The organism is Oceaniradius stylonematis (genome assembly GCF_965223445.1).
GTDB classification, from domain to species: domain Bacteria; phylum Pseudomonadota; class Alphaproteobacteria; order Rhizobiales; family Rhizobiaceae; genus Roseitalea; species Roseitalea stylonematis.
Genome location: NZ_OZ244994.1, coordinates 1,281,092 through 1,300,543, shown reverse-complemented (window position 1 = coordinate 1,300,543; position 19,452 = coordinate 1,281,092). Strand labels below are relative to the sequence as shown.

21 protein-coding genes are annotated in these 19,452 nt (G+C 65.9%); 5 read left to right on the top strand and 16 right to left on the bottom strand.

The genetic code is table 11. The features are described 5' to 3' along the window. Positions 1-119: 119 nt before the first annotated feature. The 9 genes from ftsH to ACOQOU_RS06425 all read right to left on the bottom strand — a co-directional run bounded on the left by ftsH (position 120) and on the right by ACOQOU_RS06425 (position 9,383). Positions 120-2,057 (bottom strand): ATP-dependent zinc metalloprotease FtsH, encoded by a 1,938-nt coding sequence (gene ftsH, locus ACOQOU_RS06465; RefSeq protein ID WP_109768846.1) that lies wholly within the window; start codon positions 2,055-2,057, stop codon positions 120-122. A gap of 120 nt (positions 2,058-2,177) precedes the next feature. Further along, positions 2,178-3,314, bottom strand: a complete 1,137-nt coding sequence (gene tilS, locus ACOQOU_RS06460) for a tRNA lysidine(34) synthetase TilS (RefSeq protein ID WP_306025043.1) — start codon at positions 3,312-3,314, stop codon at positions 2,178-2,180. After that, positions 3,308-4,159 (bottom strand): tol-pal system protein YbgF, encoded by an 852-nt coding sequence (gene ybgF / locus ACOQOU_RS06455; RefSeq protein WP_306025044.1) that lies wholly within the window; start codon positions 4,157-4,159, stop codon positions 3,308-3,310. The genes tilS and ybgF overlap by 7 nt, the downstream gene beginning before the upstream one ends. A 172-nt stretch (positions 4,160-4,331) precedes the next feature. Next, positions 4,332-4,820, bottom strand: coding sequence for a peptidoglycan-associated lipoprotein Pal (pal, locus tag ACOQOU_RS06450; protein ID WP_375567791.1), 489 nt, complete (start codon positions 4,818-4,820; stop codon positions 4,332-4,334). 215 nt (positions 4,821-5,035) lie between these two features. Then, on the bottom strand, positions 5,036-6,358 hold the full coding sequence (gene tolB, locus ACOQOU_RS06445) for a Tol-Pal system beta propeller repeat protein TolB (protein ID WP_375565957.1): 1,323 nt from the start codon (positions 6,356-6,358) through the stop codon (positions 5,036-5,038). A gap of 111 nt (positions 6,359-6,469) precedes the next feature. Continuing rightward, the gene (locus ACOQOU_RS06440; protein WP_306025045.1) at positions 6,470-7,534 is read right to left on the bottom strand and encodes a cell envelope integrity protein TolA; all 1,065 of its coding nucleotides are present in this window, start codon (positions 7,532-7,534) and stop codon (positions 6,470-6,472) included. Positions 7,535-7,538: 4 nt separating this feature from the next. Then, positions 7,539-7,988 (bottom strand): protein TolR, encoded by a 450-nt coding sequence (gene tolR, locus ACOQOU_RS06435; protein WP_109768817.1) that lies wholly within the window; start codon positions 7,986-7,988, stop codon positions 7,539-7,541. Between the two features lie 9 nt (positions 7,989-7,997). Then, entirely contained in the window at positions 7,998-8,723 is a 726-nt protein-coding gene (gene tolQ / locus ACOQOU_RS06430; RefSeq protein WP_109768844.1) for a protein TolQ, read from the bottom strand. Between the two features lie 183 nt (positions 8,724-8,906). After that, a complete protein-coding gene (locus ACOQOU_RS06425; RefSeq protein ID WP_306025046.1) occupies positions 8,907-9,383 on the bottom strand; it encodes a YbgC/FadM family acyl-CoA thioesterase in 477 nt (158 codons plus the stop codon). 55 nt (positions 9,384-9,438) lie between these two features. Between ACOQOU_RS06425 and ACOQOU_RS06420 the strand changes: the two genes are divergently transcribed. Both ACOQOU_RS06420 and ACOQOU_RS06415 read left to right on the top strand, forming a co-directional pair. Further along, positions 9,439-10,686: a glycoside hydrolase family 5 protein gene (locus ACOQOU_RS06420; protein ID WP_306025047.1), complete on the top strand. Its 1,248-nt coding sequence runs from the start codon at positions 9,439-9,441 to the stop codon at positions 10,684-10,686. A gap of 231 nt (positions 10,687-10,917) precedes the next feature. Next, positions 10,918-11,529 (top strand): NAD(P)H-dependent oxidoreductase, encoded by a 612-nt coding sequence (locus ACOQOU_RS06415; protein ID WP_109768814.1) that lies wholly within the window; start codon positions 10,918-10,920, stop codon positions 11,527-11,529. 88 nt (positions 11,530-11,617) lie between these two features. Here ACOQOU_RS06415 and ruvB read toward each other — a convergent pair whose 3' ends face one another. From ruvB to ruvC, 7 genes are all read right to left on the bottom strand, one after another. Continuing rightward, entirely contained in the window at positions 11,618-12,658 is a 1,041-nt protein-coding gene (ruvB, locus tag ACOQOU_RS06410) for a Holliday junction branch migration DNA helicase RuvB (protein ID WP_306025048.1), read from the bottom strand. Continuing rightward, positions 12,655-13,065, bottom strand: a complete 411-nt coding sequence (locus ACOQOU_RS06405) for a PIN domain-containing protein (protein ID WP_420578854.1) — start codon at positions 13,063-13,065, stop codon at positions 12,655-12,657. The genes ruvB and ACOQOU_RS06405 overlap by 4 nt, the downstream gene beginning before the upstream one ends. After that, positions 13,040-13,306 carry an AbrB/MazE/SpoVT family DNA-binding domain-containing protein gene (locus tag ACOQOU_RS06400; protein ID WP_306025050.1) on the bottom strand — a complete coding sequence of 89 codons (267 nt, stop codon included), beginning with the start codon at positions 13,304-13,306 and terminating at the stop codon, positions 13,040-13,042. Before ACOQOU_RS06400 ends, ACOQOU_RS06405 begins: the two co-directional genes overlap by 26 nt. A 74-nt stretch (positions 13,307-13,380) precedes the next feature. Beyond that, a complete protein-coding gene (ruvA, locus tag ACOQOU_RS06395; RefSeq protein ID WP_306025051.1) occupies positions 13,381-13,995 on the bottom strand; it encodes a Holliday junction branch migration protein RuvA in 615 nt (204 codons plus the stop codon). Then, positions 13,992-14,405 (bottom strand): type II toxin-antitoxin system VapC family toxin, encoded by a 414-nt coding sequence (locus tag ACOQOU_RS06390; RefSeq protein WP_306025052.1) that lies wholly within the window; start codon positions 14,403-14,405, stop codon positions 13,992-13,994. The genes ruvA and ACOQOU_RS06390 overlap by 4 nt, the downstream gene beginning before the upstream one ends. Next, a complete protein-coding gene (locus tag ACOQOU_RS06385) occupies positions 14,386-14,652 on the bottom strand; it encodes an AbrB/MazE/SpoVT family DNA-binding domain-containing protein (protein WP_109768808.1) in 267 nt (88 codons plus the stop codon). Before ACOQOU_RS06385 ends, ACOQOU_RS06390 begins: the two co-directional genes overlap by 20 nt. 63 nt (positions 14,653-14,715) lie before the next feature. After that, positions 14,716-15,231, bottom strand: a complete 516-nt coding sequence (gene ruvC / locus ACOQOU_RS06380) for a crossover junction endodeoxyribonuclease RuvC (RefSeq protein ID WP_109768807.1) — start codon at positions 15,229-15,231, stop codon at positions 14,716-14,718. A gap of 119 nt (positions 15,232-15,350) precedes the next feature. On the opposite strand from ruvC, the gene ACOQOU_RS06375 reads away from it, so the two are divergent. The 3 genes from ACOQOU_RS06375 to ACOQOU_RS06365 all read left to right on the top strand — a co-directional run bounded on the left by ACOQOU_RS06375 (position 15,351) and on the right by ACOQOU_RS06365 (position 19,416). Further along, on the top strand, positions 15,351-16,109 hold the full coding sequence (locus ACOQOU_RS06375; protein WP_109768806.1) for a sulfite exporter TauE/SafE family protein: 759 nt from the start codon (positions 15,351-15,353) through the stop codon (positions 16,107-16,109). Positions 16,110-16,170: 61 nt separating this feature from the next. After that, positions 16,171-17,823, top strand: coding sequence for an FAD-binding dehydrogenase (locus ACOQOU_RS06370; protein ID WP_306025053.1), 1,653 nt, complete (start codon positions 16,171-16,173; stop codon positions 17,821-17,823). A 90-nt stretch (positions 17,824-17,913) separates the two neighbouring features. Then, on the top strand, positions 17,914-19,416 hold the full coding sequence (locus ACOQOU_RS06365) for a 1-acyl-sn-glycerol-3-phosphate acyltransferase (RefSeq protein WP_306025054.1): 1,503 nt from the start codon (positions 17,914-17,916) through the stop codon (positions 19,414-19,416). Positions 19,417-19,452: the final 36 nt, after the last annotated feature.

Below are 19,452 nucleotides of genomic sequence, written 5' to 3'. Positions count from 1 at the left end.
CCCTTCCGCTGGCCTTGCAAAAACCCCGGCTCCGGCCGGGGTTTTTTGTTGGGGCAAGGCCCTCACGGATACCGGCACCAATCAAAACCCCGCCGGGAAGGCGGGGTTCTGTGCGATCGTCAGGGCGTTTGCGGTTCCATGCCCGGATCGGGCTCGTCGCCCTTGCCGCGTGAGGGACGCTTGGCAGCGCCCGTCTTGGGCACCGCCGAACCGCGCGAGGGCGGCGTGTCGTCGCCCATGTCGCGCGAGGGCTTCTTGCCGGCCAGCAGTTCCTTGATCTCGTCGCCCGACAGCGTCTCATATTCCAGCAGGCCCTCGGCGAGCGTGATCCAATCCTGTTTCTTGTCGGTGAGGATGTTCATCGCGGTCTTGTAGGCCTCGTCGATCAGCTTGCGCACTTCGGCGTCGATCGTCTCGGCTGTCGCCTCGGACATGTTCTGCGTCTGGGCGACGGAATGGCCCAGGAACACTTCCTGCTGGTTCTCGCCATAGGCGACCTGACCGAGTTCGTCCGAAAAGCCCCACTGTGTGACCATGGCGCGGGCGAGCTTGGTGGCCTGCTCGATGTCCGAGGAAGCGCCCGAGGTGATGTTCTCCTTGCCGAACTTGATTTGCTCGGCGGCGCGGCCGCCCATCATGATCGCAAGGCGCGAGATCATGTATTTGTAGCTCATCGAATAGCGGTCGCCTTCGGGCAGCTGCATGACCATGCCGAGCGCGCGGCCGCGCGGGATGATCGTCGCCTTGTGGACCGGATCGGCAGACGGAACGTTGAGCGCGAGGATCGCATGGCCGGCCTCGTGATAGGCGGTCAGCGTCTTTTCCTCCTCGGTCATGGCGCTCGACCGGCGCTCTGCGCCCATCATCACCTTGTCCTTGGCATCCTCGAATTCGAGCATGGTGACCAGCCGCTTGTTGCGGCGCGCCGCCATCAGAGCGGCCTCGTTGACCAGATTCATCAGGTCGGCGCCGGAAAAGCCGGGCGTGCCGCGCGCGATGACTTTCAGATCGACGTTCGGCGCCAGCGGCACGTTGCGGACGTGCACCTTGAGGATCTTTTCGCGGCCGACAATGTCCGGGTTCGGCACCACGACCTGACGGTCGAAGCGGCCCGGGCGCAAAAGCGCCGGGTCGAGCACGTCGGGCCGGTTGGTCGCGGCGATCAGGATGATCGACTCATTGGCTTCGAACCCGTCCATTTCGACCAGAAGCTGGTTCAGCGTCTGCTCGCGCTCGTCGTTGCCGCCGCCAAGGCCTGCGCCGCGATGCCGGCCGACCGCGTCGATCTCGTCGATGAAGATGATGCAGGGCGAGTTTTTCTTGGCCTGCTCGAACATGTCGCGGACACGGCTCGCGCCGACGCCGACGAACATCTCGACGAAGTCCGAACCGGAAATGGTGAAGAAGGGCACATTGGCTTCGCCGGCGACCGAACGCGCCAGCAGCGTCTTGCCGGTTCCGGGCGGGCCGACGAGCAGCACGCCGCGCGGGATCTTGCCGCCGAGGCGCTGGAACTTCTGCGGATCGCGCAGGAATTCGACGATCTCTTCGAGATCCTGCTTGGCCTCGTCGACGCCGGCCACGTCGTTGAAGGTGACGCGGCCATGCGCCTCGGTCAGCAGCTTGGCCTTGGACTTGCCGAAACCCATGGCGCGCGAACCGCCGCCCTGCATCTGGCGCATGAAGAAGATCCAGACGCCCAGAATGATGATCATGGGCAGCCAGGACAGGAGCACGGCCATGAAGGAGTTGGAGCCGTCGGACTCGGGGCGGGCACGGATTTCAACGCCGCGATCCTCGAGCCGCGCCACAAGTTCGGGATCGCCCGGCGAGAAGGTCTGGAAGGTGGCGCCCGTGTCGCCATAGGTGCCGACGATCTGCTCGCCCTGGATGGTCACCGACTCGACGCGGCCATTGGCGACATCCTGCAGGAACTGCGTGTAGGACACGTCGCGCGCGGCGGCGGTGTCGCTCGGTGCCTGGAACATGTTGAACAGGGCGACAAGCATGAGGGCGATGATCGCCCACAGGGCAAAATTGCGGTAATTGGGGTTCATCAAATGCTTCCCTTGGGCGCCGGTCGGCGGCGCGTGCCGTGACATTGCAGGGAAGATAGGTTTCCGCGCCCGATTTGCCAAGGCAAACCGGGCCCGATGCGACCATTCTGCCCCACGGTTTCAGCTTTTGGTGAACGGCGGCGGCGGGAAGGGCGGCGCTTCGTGCAGCCGCGCCAGCGCATCGGCGAGCGGCCAGTCGGCCGATGGGAGCAGGGTCTCGAAGCAGCGATCGCCCGCCGCCCGGCGGTTTCGCGGTTCGGGTGCGATCGTCACCGCGCCGCCGGTTTTTTGCAGCCGGCATCCGGCCAGCGTCAGCGCCGTGCCGTTCGGTGCGGTGCGGCAGAAGGCGAGCGTTCTTTCGGCCCGCGCGGCATCGGCGATGCGCGGCAGGCGGCCGGTCCAGGCCAGTTCGGCGGCCATGGCGGCCGTCGGCCCGGCGGCGGGCAGGCTGGCCGCGCTGGCGGGCATGAAGCGACTGCCGTCCCCGGTCTTTTGCCAGATCGTCCGGTCGTCGAGGCAGGCGGCTCCATCCATGGCGTCCCTGCGCCGGCGTTCCATCTGTTGCGCGGCACCGGTAAGCAGGACGTTGCGCCGTGCCGGATCGCGCGCGAGGTCGGCCCGCACCCGAACGCGCTCGAAGCGCCGGTCGTCATTGGAGGGATCGTCGATCCAATCGTGGCCGCGCGCCGTCAGCCAGTCCCGCAATTCCTGCCGTCCGAGGTCAAGCAAGGGCCGCACGAACCAGACGCGGCGGGCGCTGAGCGCGGCTTCGTCTATTCCCGCCAGTCCCCGGCCGTCATCGGCCCGCGCGGCGCGCATGGCCACCGTCTCGGCCTGGTCGTCTTCGGTGTGCCCGGTCAGCACGACGGCGCTTTGCTGCCGGACGGCCAACTCGGTGAGAAGCGCGTAGCGGGCGTGCCGCGCCGCGCTCTGGACGCCGGTGCCCGGTTTTGCCCCAGCCCAGCGCAGCGTCACATGGTCGATGCCGAGCGTGTCGCAGGTCCGGGCGACATGGTGCGCTTCGTCGGCACTTGCCGCGCGCAGGCCATGGTCGACCGTGGCCGCGAGAAGGCGGACATCGGGGCGATGGGCCGTGAAATGGCGCCGGGCCAGATGCAGCAGCGCGGCGGAATCGCCGCCGCCCGAGACCGCGAGGATCATCGTGGCATTGGCGGGCAGGGCAAGCCGGCTGAACGCTGCGGGCGCCCGGTCTTCGGCGAACGTGATCGTTCCGGCCGTTTCGGGTCGGGTCAGCACTGCGCCTTGGCGTACTCGGCCTGAATGCGCTGGCGCAGGCTGGCGGTCATTGACGGATGGGTGCGCAAGGCGTCGGAAAACGTCACGCAGGCAATGTCGCGGTCGCCGAGCGCGGCCATGATCGTCCCGATCTTCAGCATGGTTTCGGCCGCCTTGCCGGCTTGAGGATGGCGCGCGCGCGTGTCGATGAAGATCTCCGCGGCATCCTCAAGCCGGCCCTGGGCCAGAACGCTCTCGCCCAGCCAGAAGCGGGCATCTGCGATCAGCGCATCGTCCGGATACAGCTCGACGAAGCGTTCGAACACCTGCTCGGCCAGCGCATAGTCGCCATTGAGCACATGGTCGTAGCCGGTCTTGTACAGCGTTTCGGCACCTGCCGTCTCAGCGATCGCGTTGGTCTGTTCGCTGCCGATGGCGGCACCGATGCCGCTTTCGGAGAAGTCGATCCCGGCGCCGGAGACCGTCCCGCCCTGATCGATGGTCAGCGTGCCCAGATCGCGCGGCGCCGCGCCCTGCTGCGTGTCTTGAGCGATGCGCGGCGCCTTGTCCTGATCGGTCGATGCGACGGCGCTGTCGCCGCTCTGCGGTTCCAGCGCGCCCTGCTGCCGGTCCTCGAGCTGCTGCAGGCGGAACTCGTTGTCCTCCTGCTGGCGGCGCATCTGCTCCTGCATCTGCAGAAGCTGGAAATTCAGCTCCTCGAGCCGGCCGGTGAGCTGGCGCACCTGTTCCTCGAGCTGGAGAACGCGCGGATCGGTGATCTGCGCGGCGGCGGGCGCGGTCCAGGCGGCAAGGCCCAGAAGGCACAGCGCCGGAAGGCCCCAAAGAATGTGTTTCGGTATGGTCAAGCTCGTTTTCCCCGATCGGAATGGCAATTTTTGCGACCTGCCGGCGTCATGCGCCGCCAGTGGGACGAAAATTTGGTGACGGGCGCCGCCGGGTCAACAAAAAAGCGGCCCCGGCACATGCCGGAGCCACCCTGTGGCATTCATGTATCAGTCCGGCGAAGCGCCGGACCGGTCAGCTTCCCTGACCGGTCAGCACCGTGACGGCGCGCCGATTCTGGTTCCAGCACGAGGCGGCGTCGCAGGTGGCGACCGGGCGCTCCTTGCCGAACGAGATGGTGCGCAGGCGCGATCCGCTCACGCCGCGCGATTCCAGAAAGGCCTTGGTGGCGGCGGCGCGGCGGGCGCCGAGCGCGAGGTTGTATTCGCGCGTGCCGCGCTCGTCGGCGTGGCCTTCAATGGTGATCTGGTAGTTCGGATACTGGCCCAGCCACTGCGCCTGGCGGGCAAGCGTGGCCTGCGCATCGGCGCGGATCACCGAGGAATCGGTGTCGAAGAAGATGCGGTCGCCGACATTGACGGTGAAATCCTGGGTCGAGCCGGGCGCGGCGCCCGAAAGACCGAGATCTGCGGCGTTGTTCGGTAGGTTGTTGCGGTTCTGGGCGCAGCCGGTGATCGTCAGCGCCGCGAGGGCGACGATGATGGCGGCGCGCGCGGGACGCATGTGAGTTCGGCCCATGGCCAATACCTCTTGGTTCGAGACGGGATCGGCCGCATCCTAACGATGGCCGAAGTGTTTTGGTAACCCTGTTGGAGTTAACCGCCGTTTGAGGAAGACGGTTAACGAACCGTGTTTGAGGCGCTGAACGCGCCGCCGCCCGCGGTGCCGGTCAAATGCGGCAACAACGGGGCGGATGCGCCTTCCTCAACAGGCCGCGATCACTCCAGAAGGGGCGACCATGCCGGATCGGACGCATAGCCCTCGACGGGTACGGGCTGCTCGTTGCGGCCGGTCAGATCGATCGAAAACAGCTGCGGTCCGCCGGCGCCGGCATTCTGGCGGAAGAACATCAGATAACGGCCATTGGGCGCCCAGGTCGGCCCTTCATTGTGGAAGCCGGTGGTCAGAATGCGTTCGCCGGAGCCGTCGGGCCGCATGACGCCGATCGAAAACTGTCCGCCGGACTGTTTGGTGAAGGCGATCAGATCGCCGCGCGGCGACCAGACCGGCGTCGAGTAGGAGCCGTTGCCGAACGAGATGCGGGTGGCCCCGCCGCCATTGGCGCCCATCACGTAAAGCTGCTGGCGGCCGCCGCGGTCCGATTCAAAGACGATGCGGCTGCCATCGGGCGAATAGGAGGGCGAGGTGTCGATCGAGGGCGAATTGGTCAGCCGCGTCGTGTTCCGCGAGCGCAGGTCCATCGCATAGATGTTGGCGTTGCCGTCGGGCTGCTGCAGGCTCATGACGACCTTCTGCCCGTCGGGCGAAAAGCGCGGGCTGAACGTCATGCCGGGAAAATCGCCGACCAGTTCGCGCTGCCCCGTTTCGAGTTGCAGAAGATAGACCTTCGGCTCGCCGCCGGCGAAATCCATGTAGGTGATTTCCTGGCGCGAGGGCGAAAAGCGCGGCGTCAGCACGATGTCGCCGCCCTGGGTGAGGTAGCGGTTGTTGAAACCGTCCTGATCCATGATGGCGAGGCGCTTGGTGCGGTTGTCGCGGGGCCCGCTCTCGGCGACATAGACGATGCGCGTGTCGAAATAGCCCTTCTCGCCGGTCAGCCGCTCGAAGATGGCGTCCGAGATGATGTGGGCGACGCGGCGCCAGTTGTCGCGGTTGGTGAAGAACTGTTCGCCGGTCATCTGTTCGCCGGCGAACGTGTCCCAGAGGCGGAATTCGGCGCGCAGCCGGCCGCCGCCTTCCTCTGTGACGCGGCCGGTGACCAGCGCCTGGGCGTTGATGACGCGCCAGTCCTCGAATCGCGGCGCGGCGTCGGGATTGGAGACCTGTTCGATGAAGGCGCCCTTGTCGACCGGTAAGAACAGGCCCGAGCGGCGCAGATTGTCGGAGACGACCTGGCTGATCTGCGCGCCGATGCCGTCGCCGGAGATGAAGTCGGTGACGGCGATCGGCAGCGGCTCGATATTGCCCTGGTTGATGTCGATCTCGACGAGCGCGCGGGCGGGCAGGGCGGTGGCCGCAAACAGTGCCATCATCGCCGCGAACAGGGCCGCCAGCCGGCCGGAACGGTGTGTCATCATCATGGTCAATCCTTTGGCTCAGCCATGGTTTGGCGCCCGGTTAGGGGCGCTATGCGGCAGAGATGTGTCAATGGTGTGCGCGTCGCCGCGACAGGAAAATGGCTTGGTCATCGCTCAGAACATGTCGCTGGGATCGAAATTGACCACCACGTCGCGCCAGGCGTCATATTTGTCGGCCGGCAGGCTGTAGCCGTTCATCCCGCAGCGGAGCACCGCGCGGCGCGCGCTCTCGTCGGCCTGGCGGTTGCCCGAACTGTTGGTGATCGAAGGCTGGCCTTCGACGCGGCCGGACGGGTCGAGCCGGAACCGCACCGAGACGCGCAGTTCGCCCGCATCGATGACGCCGGCGGGCGGGTTCCAGCAGGCCTGGATCTGGTTGCGCAGCGCGTCCATCTCGCTCTGGGTCAGCGTGGTGCCGCCGGTCGAGCGGTCGCCGCCGAGCGAGGCGGTCTGGTCGGACGAGGCGGCGCCGCCGCCCGACCCACGCTCGCGGTTGAGGAGATTGGCCACTTCGTCGGTGTCGGATTCGTCATTGGTCTCGGGCGTCGTCGCGGCCTGCTCGCGCGGCGCCTCCTCATCCTGCCGGTTCGGGGTCTGGGCCGTCTGCGCGGGCGGGCGCTCGGGGCGCGCGGTCGGCGTCGGCAGATCCTGCGGCAGTTCGACAAATTCCGGCTCGGGCGCCGGTTCGGGCTCGGCCGCCTCGATCACCTCCTCGACCGGGTCGGGAGCGACCTCCTGTGCCGGCTCGGGCTCGGGCGCCAATTCTGTCGCCGGGGTCGAGGGTTCCTCCGGCTGCGGTTCGGCCACCGGCTCGGGTTCGGGGCGGTCGGCGGGAGCGGGGATCGGCGTCTCGACCGGTTCGGGCAGGCGCGCCTCCTCCACCTCGACGGGCTGCTGCTCCTCGGTTTCGGGCGTCGACTGGTCGCGTTCATTGTCGCCGACATTGACCGCTTCGGGCTCGGGCTCGTCCGGGGCTGCCGGTTCGGGCGCCGACGGGCCTTCGACGGGCGCATCCTGGGCGCCTTCCTGAACTTGCGTGATCTCCGCCAGGCTGACCAGTTCGACGGGCAGGGCCTCGACATCGTCGACATCGAAGGAGGCCGGCGCGGACAGGGAGATCAGTCCCCATCCGAGCAGGAGCGCATGCAGCGTCGCCGATGTGGCAAGGCCTGCGCGCATCGGCCTACTGGTCCTGCTCTTGCAGGGTCACAAGGCCGAGATTGCGGTAGCCGGCCTGGTTGATGCGGCCCATGACGGCCATCACCGTGCCATAGTCGGTCACCCGGTCGGCGCGGATATAGATGCGCTCGTCATAGCCGGTCTGGGCGATGGCCTCGAGCCGGGGCACGACATCGTCGATGGCGATCTCGGTCTCCTGGATGAACACCTGACCTTCATCGTTGATCGAAATCGTGATCGGCTGGGTGTCCGAATTGAGCTGCTGGGCGCGGCTTTCGGGCAGGTCGATCGGCACGCCGACCGTCAGCAAGGGCGCGGCGACCATGAAGATGATCAGCAGCACCAGCATCACGTCGACGAAGGGCGTGACGTTGATTTCCGAGATCGGGCGTGCGGCGCGCGGACGGCGGTTGCGCCGGCGCCGCGAGACCCATCCGCCTGCATAGGTGGTCATGGCGGGCTCCTATTCGGCGGCCTGGCGCTGGCCCTGCGCGGCGCGCTCGTCGATCTGACGCGACAGGATGGCGGAAAATTCGTCGGCGAACGCTTCCATGCGCGCGCCGATCTTGCCGGCATCGTTGATCAGCTTGTTGTAGGCGACGAGCGCGGGAATGGCCGCGACAAGGCCGATGGCGGTTGCCAGCAGCGCTTCGGCGATGCCCGGCGCGACGACGGCGAGGTTGGTCGATTCCGACCCGGCGATGGCCTGGAACGAGGTCATGATGCCGATCACCGTGCCGAACAGGCCCACATAGACGGCGACCGAGCCGACCGAGGCGAGAAACCCCAGGCGGTTCTCCAGCCGCTCCATCTCGCGGCCGAGCGCCACGTCCATCGCGCGGTCGATGCGGCTTTGCAGGCTGATCGGCGAGCGCGCGCCGCGCTCGAAAGATTTCTTCCACTCGCGCATGGCGGCGACGAACAGCGCGCCCATGCCCGAGACCTTGCGGTCGGCCAGCGTGCGGTAGAGTTCTTCCAGCGACTGGCCGGACCAGAAATTTTCCTCGAAGCGGGCCAGCTGGCGGCGCATGCGGGCATAGGCCATCGACTTGTCGATGATGATCGCCCAGGACCAGATCGAGGCGGCGAGCAGGCCGATCATCACCGCCTTGACGATCCAGCCCGCCTGCATGAACAGGCCGTAGATCGACATGTCGTGCGCGGGTGCGGCCAGCGGTAGCGTTTCCATGGTCGTTTCCTTGAATTCGAAGGGCCGGCGGGCGGATGGCCGACAGGGCAGCATCATTTGCCTGAAGGCACCGGACCGGACATTTCCGGCTCGCCCTTTCAAGCAGAAATTCGGTCAAACGATGGCGGCCGCAAGGCTGCCTCCGTCCGCCCGCGTTCATAATCGGTTATCCTTAAGGATGGGTTAGGACAAGGTGCCGCCGAACAGCGCGGCCCATTCGCGGGGCATGCGCTGCGGGCGCCCGCGGTCGTTGATCAGCGCGGCGGTGACCGAGGCGGTCAGGATCGGCGCGCCGTCGCGCAGGATCGTCTGCGCCATGACGATGCGCGCCTTGTGCAGTTCGGCGAGCCGGGTCTCGACGGTGACGATGTCGTCGATGCGCGCGGCGGCGCGGAAATCGATCTCCATGCGGCGGACGACCCAGAAGAGCGGCGTGTCGCGGCCGGCAAGCTCGGTGTGGTAGACGCCAAGGCAGCGCAGATAGTCCGACCGGCCCCGTTCGAGCAGTTCGAGATAGCGGGCATGGTAGACCGCGCCGGAAAAGTCGGTGTCGGCATAGTAGATGCGCGCCGTGAAGCGGTGGACGCCGTCCTCGACCGCGCCGTCGAGCGGCACGATGAGCGTGCCGCCGGATTTACCATTGTCGGCGTTTTCGCTCATGGGGGCGCGGGCTCCGTGATAGAAGGCGGGCTGTCCTCAATGGAAAATCGCCGCGATGATTGCAAGCCTGCGCGCCGCGCTGACCGTCCTGATAATCGTCTGCGCGCCGCCGGCGATGGCGGCGACATTCGAGGTGCGCCGGGCGATCGCCACCAATCTGTGGGTCGAATGGCCGGATGTCTCGCGCTGGAACGATGCCGACGTCATCGCCAACTTCCCCGAATGGCGGCGCCATCTGGGCCCGCAAGACTTCGCCGACCTGAAGGCGGCCGGCTACGACACGATTCGCATGCCGCTGGAGCCGGCCTTCTTTCTGCACGATGACGACCCCGGGCGGCTGAGCGACGTGCTGGCCGGCATGGACCGGGCGATCGCCACCATCCGGGGCGCGGGCCTGAAGGTGATCGTCGATCTGCACACCATTCCGCGCGGCACGGGCGACGACTATGTCGGCACGACGCAATTGCAGACCGACCCGGAGGCGTTCGACCGCTATGTCGATCTGGTGGCGCGGATTTCGGGCGACCTGTCGCGCTGGCCGGCGTCCATGGTGGCGCTCGAAGTGATCAACGAGCCGACGCTGAACTGCCATGATACGGGCGAACAGGCGCGCTGGCAGGCAAAGCTCGAACGGCTGCACGGCGCGGCGCGGGCGACCAATCGTAACATCACACTGGTCCTGACCGGCGCCTGCTGGGGCTCGGCGGAGGGGCTTGCCGCCGTCGATCCCGGACCGATCGACGATGCCAACACGCTGTGGAGCTTTCACGGCTACGAGCCGTTCTATGTCACCCATCAGGGCGCGACATGGGGCGGCGACATCGTCGCCCATCTGCGCGGCATTCCCTGGCCGCCCGACGCGGGCGGGGCGGCGGCTCTGGACGCGGCGGCCGCCGACAGCGCCGCGCGCATTCGCGCCGCGCTGAGTGGACACGCCGAGCGCCGGACGCTCACCTATCTCGACGACAGTGTGCGGGAGATGCGGGCGATGGAGGATTCCGCCGATGCGCTGGCGCCGATGTTTGCGACGGCGGCGGAATGGGCCGACACGCACGGCATTGCGCGCGACCGCATCTTCATGGGCGAGTTCGGCATGATCGGCCGCGAATGGGGCACCGATCTCGACGTGCCGGCGCAATACAGGCTCAATTACATGCGCGCGATGATCGGCCAGGCCGAGGCGCACGGCTTTTCATGGTCGGTCTGGTCCGTCGGCGGCGCGTTCGGGCTGATGCAGGGCTATGCGGGCGAACGGCTCGACCTGCCGCTCTACGACCAGCTGATCTGGACCCTGACGGATTAGGGGTTGGGGCGGCTACTCTGCAACCGGCCGGTCTGAGCCCGTACCTTCCAAACGCTGCAGCCGCGAACGTGCAACGGTTGCACCATCAATATCGGGCTTCTAAGCTTCGAGCGTGCAACCGAAAGCAGTTCCCCTGTTTGTTCGCGGTACAGCGAGGCTGAGCACAGAAAAACCTTCCAGTGAACAGCCAACGTAACGCGGGAGTATCCGCACCGTTTACAGGAGGCTGACTTGAACATTTTTTCCCTTATTGCCCATCCTCGCACGAATAGTTTTTGTCATGCGATCTCGAAGGCTGCGCGCAATTGTTTGCAGGCTAACGGTCACACAATCATTCACCACGACCTCTACGCAGAAGAGTTTGATCCGTGCCTGAAGGCCTCAGAAGCTTACACTGTCGGCGACTCCTTGGAAGAGGCACTTCTGCGTTCCAAAGACCCTTTGATTCAAGAACATAGGAGTCAAATCAGTGAAGCAGAGGGGTTGCTCGTTGTGCATCCAAACTGGTGGGGAAAGCCCCCTGCGATCCTCGCCGGATGGATGGATCGTGTTCTCGTTCCTGGAGTCGCTTATCGCCTTGAAACTGCAGATGGCCGCCCAGAGGCTCTCTTGCATCTAAGGAGCGCCGTCGTCTTCAACACGTCCGACACCGATGCGGAAAGAGAGCGGCTCGAACTCGGAGATCCGCTGCAATCAATTTGGGCTCGTTGTGTTCTCCCTTATTGTGGAGCTAAGGATGTACAAAGGCATGTCTTTAGGCCGGTGGTGGGGAGCTCAGAAAAGCTTAGGAAAGACTGGCTTGAAGAAGCTGAAAGTGCCTGTCGGTCCGCCTTCAGGTCTTGAAGCGAAGATCAGCTTCGTCCGCATAGCCAACGTCGTGGCGGCCTGATTGCCGCGGAGTAGCCTTCTCCCGCAGACCGGGGCGGCGACCCTACTCCCCCTCATCGAACAGCCCGGCCTGCTTGGCCGCGAGGTCGGCGGGGGCGGTCAGGCCCAGATGGCCCCACGCATTGGCCGTCAGCATTCGGCCCCGCGGCGTGCGCTGGATGAAGCCCTGCTGGATCAGGAACGGCTCGATAATGTCCTCGATCGCATCGCGCGGCTCTGAAAGCGCGGCGGCGATGGTTTCGATGCCGACGGGGCCGCCGCCGAAATTGCGGGCGATCTGGTCCAGATAGCGCCGGTCGAGTTCATCAAGCCCGATCGCGTCCACCTCCAGCCGCGACAGCGCTTCGTCGGCGACGCGGCGGTCGACTTCAGTGGCGCCGGCGACATCGGCGAAATCGCGGACGCGGCGCAGCAGCCGGCCGGCGATGCGCGGCGTGCCGCGGGCGCGGGCGGCGATCTCGCGGGCGCCGTCGCCGCTCATCGGCAGGCCCATGATGCGGGCACCGCGCGTGACGATCGTCTCCAGCTCCTCGGCGGTGTAGAAATTGAGCCGCACCGGAATGCCGAACCGGTCGCGCAGCGGTGTCGTCAGAAGGCCGAGGCGCGTGGTGGCGGCGACGAGGGTGAATTTGGCCAGATCGATCTTCACCGAGCGTGCCGCCGGCCCTTCGCCGATGATCAGGTCGAGCTGAAAATCCTCCATCGCCGGATAAAGGATTTCCTCAACCGCCGGGTTGAGCCGGTGGATCTCGTCGATGAACAGGACATCGCGTTCTTCGAGATTGGTCAGGAGCGCCGCCAGATCGCCGGCCTTGGCGATCACCGGGCCGGAGGTGGCGCGGAAATTGACGCCCAGTTCGTTGGCCATGATCTGCGCCAGCGTGGTCTTGCCAAGGCCGGGCGGACCGACGAACAGCACGTGGTCGAGCGCCTCGCCGCGCTTCTTGGCCGCCTCGATGAAGACCTTGAGGTTGGCGCGCGCCGCCGCCTGTCCGGTGAAATCGTCGAGCGCGCGCGGCCGCAGGCTGGCGTCGGCATCCTCGTCGCGCTTGTCGGCGGAGATCAGGCGGGCGGGCTCGGTCATGCGAGAAGTTCCATGCCGGGCACCGTTTTGGCCGCCTTCTTGTCGAATGTGTAAGTGAACGTGCAACCGCTTTCGCGGTTTGTCTCGGCAATCACAATGTCTGCCATGTCCCGGTGCATCGATTGCATCCACCGTGTCCATTCGCCAATGGCAAGGGTCGCCGGCACCGCCATTTCCACGGTGTCCAGAAGGCCGGCCAATTGGGTTCGCGCGACTTGCCGATCTGTTTCGTAGACGCTTTCCAGCACCCAGACTGCCTCCGTTACCACCAGCGGATTGACAAAAAGCGGCCCGTTGTCGCGGGCTGCCTTAATGAGCTTTACGGCCGCCTGGTATTGCGTCTCGTCATCACGCGTCAGCACTCGCACAATGATGTTGGTGTCAATTCCTATCACGCGCGCGCTCATATCGCTCGGTGACAGCGGCGCCAATCGCCTCGTTCATCTCCTCCACCGATACCGGTTTTCGGCCCGGATCATGCAAGATACCGGCGAAATCCAGCGCGCTGCGGTTTTTCGGCACGATCTCGACCCTGCCGTCCCGAATTTCGTAGCCGATACGGTCGCCGGGGTGCAGCGCCAGAAACTCACGGATCTCGGCCGGGATCGTCGTTTGGCCTTTCGACGTGATTTTGGACTCGATGCCCATGGTCCTTGCCCTGCTCTGTTTTCCTTACATTCTCGATATAGTAAGGAAAGAAGTTTGAAACAAGGATTGTTGTTTCACCGCGCCAGCTCCTTCAACCCGTGGCGGATCAGCATGGCGCTGTCGGCATCCTCGCCGGCGCTCCTGAGCGCGGCGGCGACCGCGTTGGCGGCCTGGTCGCGGCTGTAACCGAGATTGGCGAGCGCGGAGACCGCATCGGCGACCGGCGCCGGGGCGGCATTCTCGCCCAGTTCCTGCTTGAGGCCGATGGCGCCGGCCGCATCGCCTGCAAAGGCGGGCGCCTTGCTCTTGAGTTCGGTGACGATGCGCTGGGCGACCTTGGGGCCGATGCCCGGCGCGCGGGCGACCATTGCCTTGTCCTGAAGCGCGATCGCGTTGGCGAGATCGGCCGCCGACAGGGTGGAGAGGACGGCGAGTGCGACCTTGGCGCCGACGCCCTGCACGCCCTGCAGCAGACGGAACCATTCGCGCTCGAGCGCGGTCGCAAAGCCGAACAGCCGGATCTGGTCCTCGCGCACATGGGTCTCGATGTGCAGCACCGCCGCTTCGCCGGCGTTCAGGCCCGACAGCGTCCGCGCCGGGCAGTAGGCGACATAGCCGACGCCATGCACGTCGACGATCACATGATCCTCGGCGATCTCGTCTATCGTGCCCTTGAGTTTACCGATCATGGATGGGTGTCCGGTGCGATGATGTCGAGATCGGGGAAGTAGGTGCGGTAACGCTTCGGATCGCGGGTCAGAAGCACATGCCCCGATGTTTCCGCATGTGCGCCGATCAAAAAATCGGGCAGGGTCCGTTCGCGATTTCCACCTTGCCGGCGATAGGCTGCGTGGGCCGTGCCAGCCCGAAAGGCGGCATCGAAGGAAAGGTGCTCGCGTACCGGGCGAAGCCGGCTCAACGCATTGTCCAGTGTTCGGGCGGCTTTGCTCATCCCGCCCAGTTCTGACCAGACAATCGGCGAAAGCACTATTGTGCCCGACACGAAAGCCATTTCCATCGCTCTGGCCGACCACGCTGCGTGCTCGCCACCGCCGAGCAGGTCGAGCAGAACATCGGTGTCAATGAGCGTCGATGTCATCACGCGGACCCCGCATCTCCAGCATCAGCTCGTCAACGGTCTTTTCGCCCAGATCGATTGTGCCTTTGACCTGATCGAGCCAGCGCCGAAACCGGGCCGCCCGGTCCTCGGCATTGTCCTCGACGGCACGAAGCCTCACACCGTCATCGCCGCGGTCCACAAACTCGACCTCGCTGCCGGCGGTGATGCCGAGCTTGTCGCGGATGTGCTTGGGGATCGTGACCTGGCCCTTTCGCGTCACACGCATGAGTAATACCTCCGAGGTATTACCTAGCGGGGATGCTGGAACAAGTCAAGAACAAATGCCTCGTCAGGCCTGTGCAGCAACCCGCCTTGCCAGCGCGGCTGCGCCGCGATGATGGCTGTGGCAGATGGCGATGGCGAGCGCGTCTGCGGCGTCCTCGGTGTCGAACACCGCCCGGGGCAAAAGCGTGCGCACCATCATGGCGATCTGGCCCTTGCCGCCATGGCCGACGCCGATGACCGCCTTCTTGACCGCATTTGGCGCATATTCGGCGACCGGCAGCCCCGCCAGCGCCGGGACGAGCATGGCGACGCCGCGCGCTTGGCCGAGCTTGAGCGTAGCTGTCGCATCCTTGTTGACGAAAGTGGCTTCGACGGCGGCTTCGTGCGGGGTATGCGTGCCCATCACCGCCGTGAGCTGCTCGTGGATCTGGCACAGCCGGACGGCGAGATCGGCGCCCGCATCGGAGCGCACGGTTCCCGCTGCCACGAAGCGCAGCGCGTTGCCCGCGCTGTCGACGACGCCCCAACCGGTGCGCCGCAGCCCCGGATCGATGCCGATAATGCGAATCGTCTCGTTCATCTCGTCCTCACGCCAACGCTATCCGCTTAGCGGTCCGATGTGAACAAAAAGAAAACACTGGGCCGGCCTGCCGCTTGTGCGAGCGGGCACGACATGCCACAGGCGTGGAAGGGGGTCACATGACTGGGTTTCCGCTCGAACTGGATGCGGCGTTCTGGGCCGTGGTGGCCGCTGCGGCGGTCGCCGGGCTGGTGCGCGGGTTCTCCGGCTTCGGCACGGCGATGATCGTCGCGCCCGTCGCCGCGGCCGCCTACAGCCCGCAGGTGGCGGTCATCGTCATCCTGATCATCGAGACCCTGCCGGCGCTGCCTCTCGTGATCCCGGCGATGAAACGGGTGAGCCTTGCCGAAATCGGCCCGGTCGTTGCCGGCTATGCGCTGTTGCTGCCGGCGGGCATCATCTTTCTGACGGCGGGCGAGCCGACCGCGCTGCGCTGGTTCATGTCGGTGGTGATCCTGATCGTCGTCATGCTGCTGTGGCGCGGCTGGCAGTACAAGGGGCCGCGCACGGTGCCGGTGCGGGTCGCCACTGGCGGCCTGTCGGGCTTTCTGGGCGGCGCCACGTCCCTGTCCGGACCGCCGGTGATCCTCTACTGGATGGCGCTGCGCACGGGCGCGGGCAATGTGCGGTCGAACCTTCTGGTCTATCTGACTGTCGTTGAACTCTTCTCGCTGGTCGGTTTTTTCATCGCGGGCATTCTGACCTGGCCATCGATTGCATTGGGTCTGGCCTGCTCGCCGGCTTTTTTCGTCGGCCTGCTGCTCGGCGCGCGCCTGTTCGGTCTTTCCACCGAGACGACCTATCGCCGCGTGGCGCTGTCGATCGTGCTGGTCGCCGCAATCGCGTCCATGCCGCTTCTGGACGGGCTGTGGGGCTGACCGTTTTTGCGTTGCGCGGGCGTGCCGGTCTTGATTAGCTCGGTCGAACAAGGGGAGGCGCATGGACCAGGCAGATGTGATCATTGTCGGCGCGGGGCTTGCCGGCCTTGTCGCGGCTGCCGAACTGGGCGATCGCGGCAAGCGCGTGATCGTGGTCGATCAGGAACCGCCGCAAAACCTCGGCGGCCAGGCCTTCTGGTCGCTCGGCGGCCTGTTCATGATCGACACGCCCGAGCAGCGCCGCATGCGCATTCGCGACAGCCGGGCGCTGGCGGAAAACGACTGGTTCGGCTCGGCCCGGTTCGACCGCCCCGAAGACCATTGGCCGCGGCGCTGGGCGGAGGCCTATCTCGATTTTGCCTCGGGCGAGATGCGGAGCTGGCTGCACGCGATGGGCATGCGCTGGTTTCCCGTGGTCGGCTGGGCCGAGCGTGGCGGCTCGTTCGCCGACGGGCACGGCAACTCGGTGCCGCGCTTCCACGTGACCTGGGGCACGGGCCCCGGCGTGCTCGAGCCCTTTGTCGCGCGGGTGCGCGCGCACGAAAAGGCCGGGCTGGTCGCGTTGCGCTTCCGGCACAAGGTGGACCGCATCATCATGACGAACGGGGCGGCCAGCGGCGTCTCGGGCACGGTGCTGCGGGCCGACGATGCCGAGCGGGGCGCGTCGACCAACCGCGACGTGGTCGGCGATTTCGAACTGCTTGCACCGTCGGTGATCGTCACCTCGGGCGGCATTGGCGGCAATTTCGAGATGGTGCGCAGGAACTGGCCGCGCGGCCGGCTCGGCGAGCCGCCGGCCTCGATGATCTCGGGTGTGCCCGACCATGTTGACGGGTCGATGATCCCGGTCGCCGAGCAGGCCGGCGGGCATGTGATCAATGGCGACCGGATGTGGCACTATACCGAGGGTGTGAAGAACTGGGCGCCGATCTGGCCGCATCACGGCATCCGCATCCTGCCCGGGCCGTCCTCCATGTGGTTCGATGCGACGGGCAACCGGTTGCCGGCGCCGGCCATGCCCGGTTTCGACACGCTGTCGACCCTGCGCACGATCCTTGAGACCGGGCACGATTATTCCTGGTTCGTGCTGACCCAAAAGATCATCGAAAAAGAGTTCGCCCTGTCCGGCTCCGAGCAGAACCCGGATCTGACATCGAAAAAGTTCACCGAGGTGCTGAAGTCGCGGCTCGGCAAGGGCGCGCCGCCGCCTGTCGAAGCGTTCAAGGAGAAGGGCGAGGATTTCGTCGTGGCCGGCGATCTCGATGCGCTGGTGGCCGGCATGAACCAGGTCGCCGGCGGCAACCTGCTCGATGCGGCGCACCTTCGGGCGCAGATCGAGGCGCGCGACAGCCAGATCGGCAACCGCTTTGCAAAGGACGCGCAGGTGGTGGCGATCAACGGCGCGCGCAACTATCTCGGCGACCGGCTGATCCGCACGGCCAAGCCGCACAGGATCCTCGATCCGGCCCACGGGCCGCTGATCGCCGTCAAGCTGCACATCCTGACGCGCAAGACGCTCGGCGGGCTGCAGACCGATCTCGACAGCCGGATGATCGGCGCCGACGACACGCCCGTGCCGGGCCTTTACGCGGCGGGCGAAGTCGCCGGCTTCGGCGGCGGCGGCTACCACGGCTACAACGCGCTCGAAGGCACGTTCCTTGGCGGCTGCATCTTCTCGGGCACGAAGGCGGGGCGGTCCCGAGAGATTGCCTGACGCCCGCCATCCGCCTGCCATCCGCCCGCCAATATACATGCAGGTCCGTTGCCGCTAGTCTGACAGCGGATCGGGCGGGGAGGGCCGGACATGACGGACACGGTGGCCATGCCGTTCTGGCTTGTCCTGATCCTCGGCATTCTCGCCCTTGTCGCCATCTTCGACCGCATCTTCGCGCCGTCCGTGCGCTGGTATTTCCGCCGGCGCGTCAACGATGCCATCGACGAACTCAACGAACGGCTCGATCTCGAAATCCAGCCCTTTCGCCTGACGCGCCGGCAAGGGCTTATCGATCAGCTTCTCTACGATCCCGACGTGATCGCCGCCGTCGATCTCCAACATCAGCAGAGCGGCACGCCGCGCGCCGTGATCATGAAGGAGGCGGAAAAATACGCCGCGGAGATCGTCCCGTCCTTTTCGCCGCTGACCTATTTCGGCATCGGCACGCGCGCGGCCAAATGGCTGTCGCAGTTCGCCTATCGCGTCCGCCTCGGCTTCACCGACGATCAGGCGCTCAAGCGCATTCCGAAGAACGCCACCGTTGTGTTCGTGATGAACCACCGGTCGAACATGGACTATGTGCTGGTGACCTATCTGGCCTCAAAGCGCGCATCGCTCTCCTATGCGGTGGGCGAATGGGCGCAGGTCATCTTCCTGCATTCGCTGTTGCGCTCGATGGGCGCCTATTTCATCCGCCGCAACTCCAAGAACCAGCTCTACCGGCGCGTCCTGGCCGCCTATGTGCGCAAGGCCACCAAGCAGGGCGTCACCCAGGCGGTGTTCCCAGAGGGCGGCCTTTCCCCGGACGGCACGCTGCGGCCGCCCAAGCTGGGGCTGTTGTCCTACATGGTCTCCGGTTTCAGGACCGATGGCGACAAGGACATCGTCTTCATTCCGGTCGGCATCAACTATGACCGGGTGCTCGAAGACCGGATCCTGACGGCAAAGCAGGAGCGCGAGGCGACCGGCCGGGACTATCGCGTGCGGGTTTTCAGGGTGGCGGGGTTTCTGGCCCATCTGGCCAAGCTGCGTTTGCAGGGCCGGCTCTACCGATACGGCTATGCCTGCGTCTCTTTCGGAGAACCGCTGTCGCTGACCGAATTCGCCAGAGAAAACGATATCGATTTCTCCGGCCATCACGAGACCGGCGACCCGGTGGAGCGCAAGGCGCGCGAGGCGCATTTCGCCGGTGTGCAGAAGCTCGGCGAAGCGCTGCTCGGCGAGATCGGCGCCATCATCCCGGTCTTGCCGGTGGCGCTGGTGGCAACCGTGCTGCTCGAGAACGAGGACCACTGGATGGGCGATCTGGAACTCAAATCCAGGGTATTCGACCTGATCCAGCGGATCGAGGCCGCCGGCTATCACGTGCACATTCCGCGCCACGACCGCGACTACATGCTCGAAACGGGCATCCGCATGCTGAAGATGCGGCACATCATGGAAGCCAATGACGACGGGCTGCACCGCGCCAACCTGAACGAGCAATTGCTGCTGGAATATTACGCCAACTCCATCGCGCATATTGTTGCTGCGGTGCGGGCTGGCGAAGGGGCGGAAGGGGCCGGACACGTTGAGCGCCAGGGCGCCTCATAGGACGTGGCGGAAACGGCGTGGTCGCCCGCGCTTTCT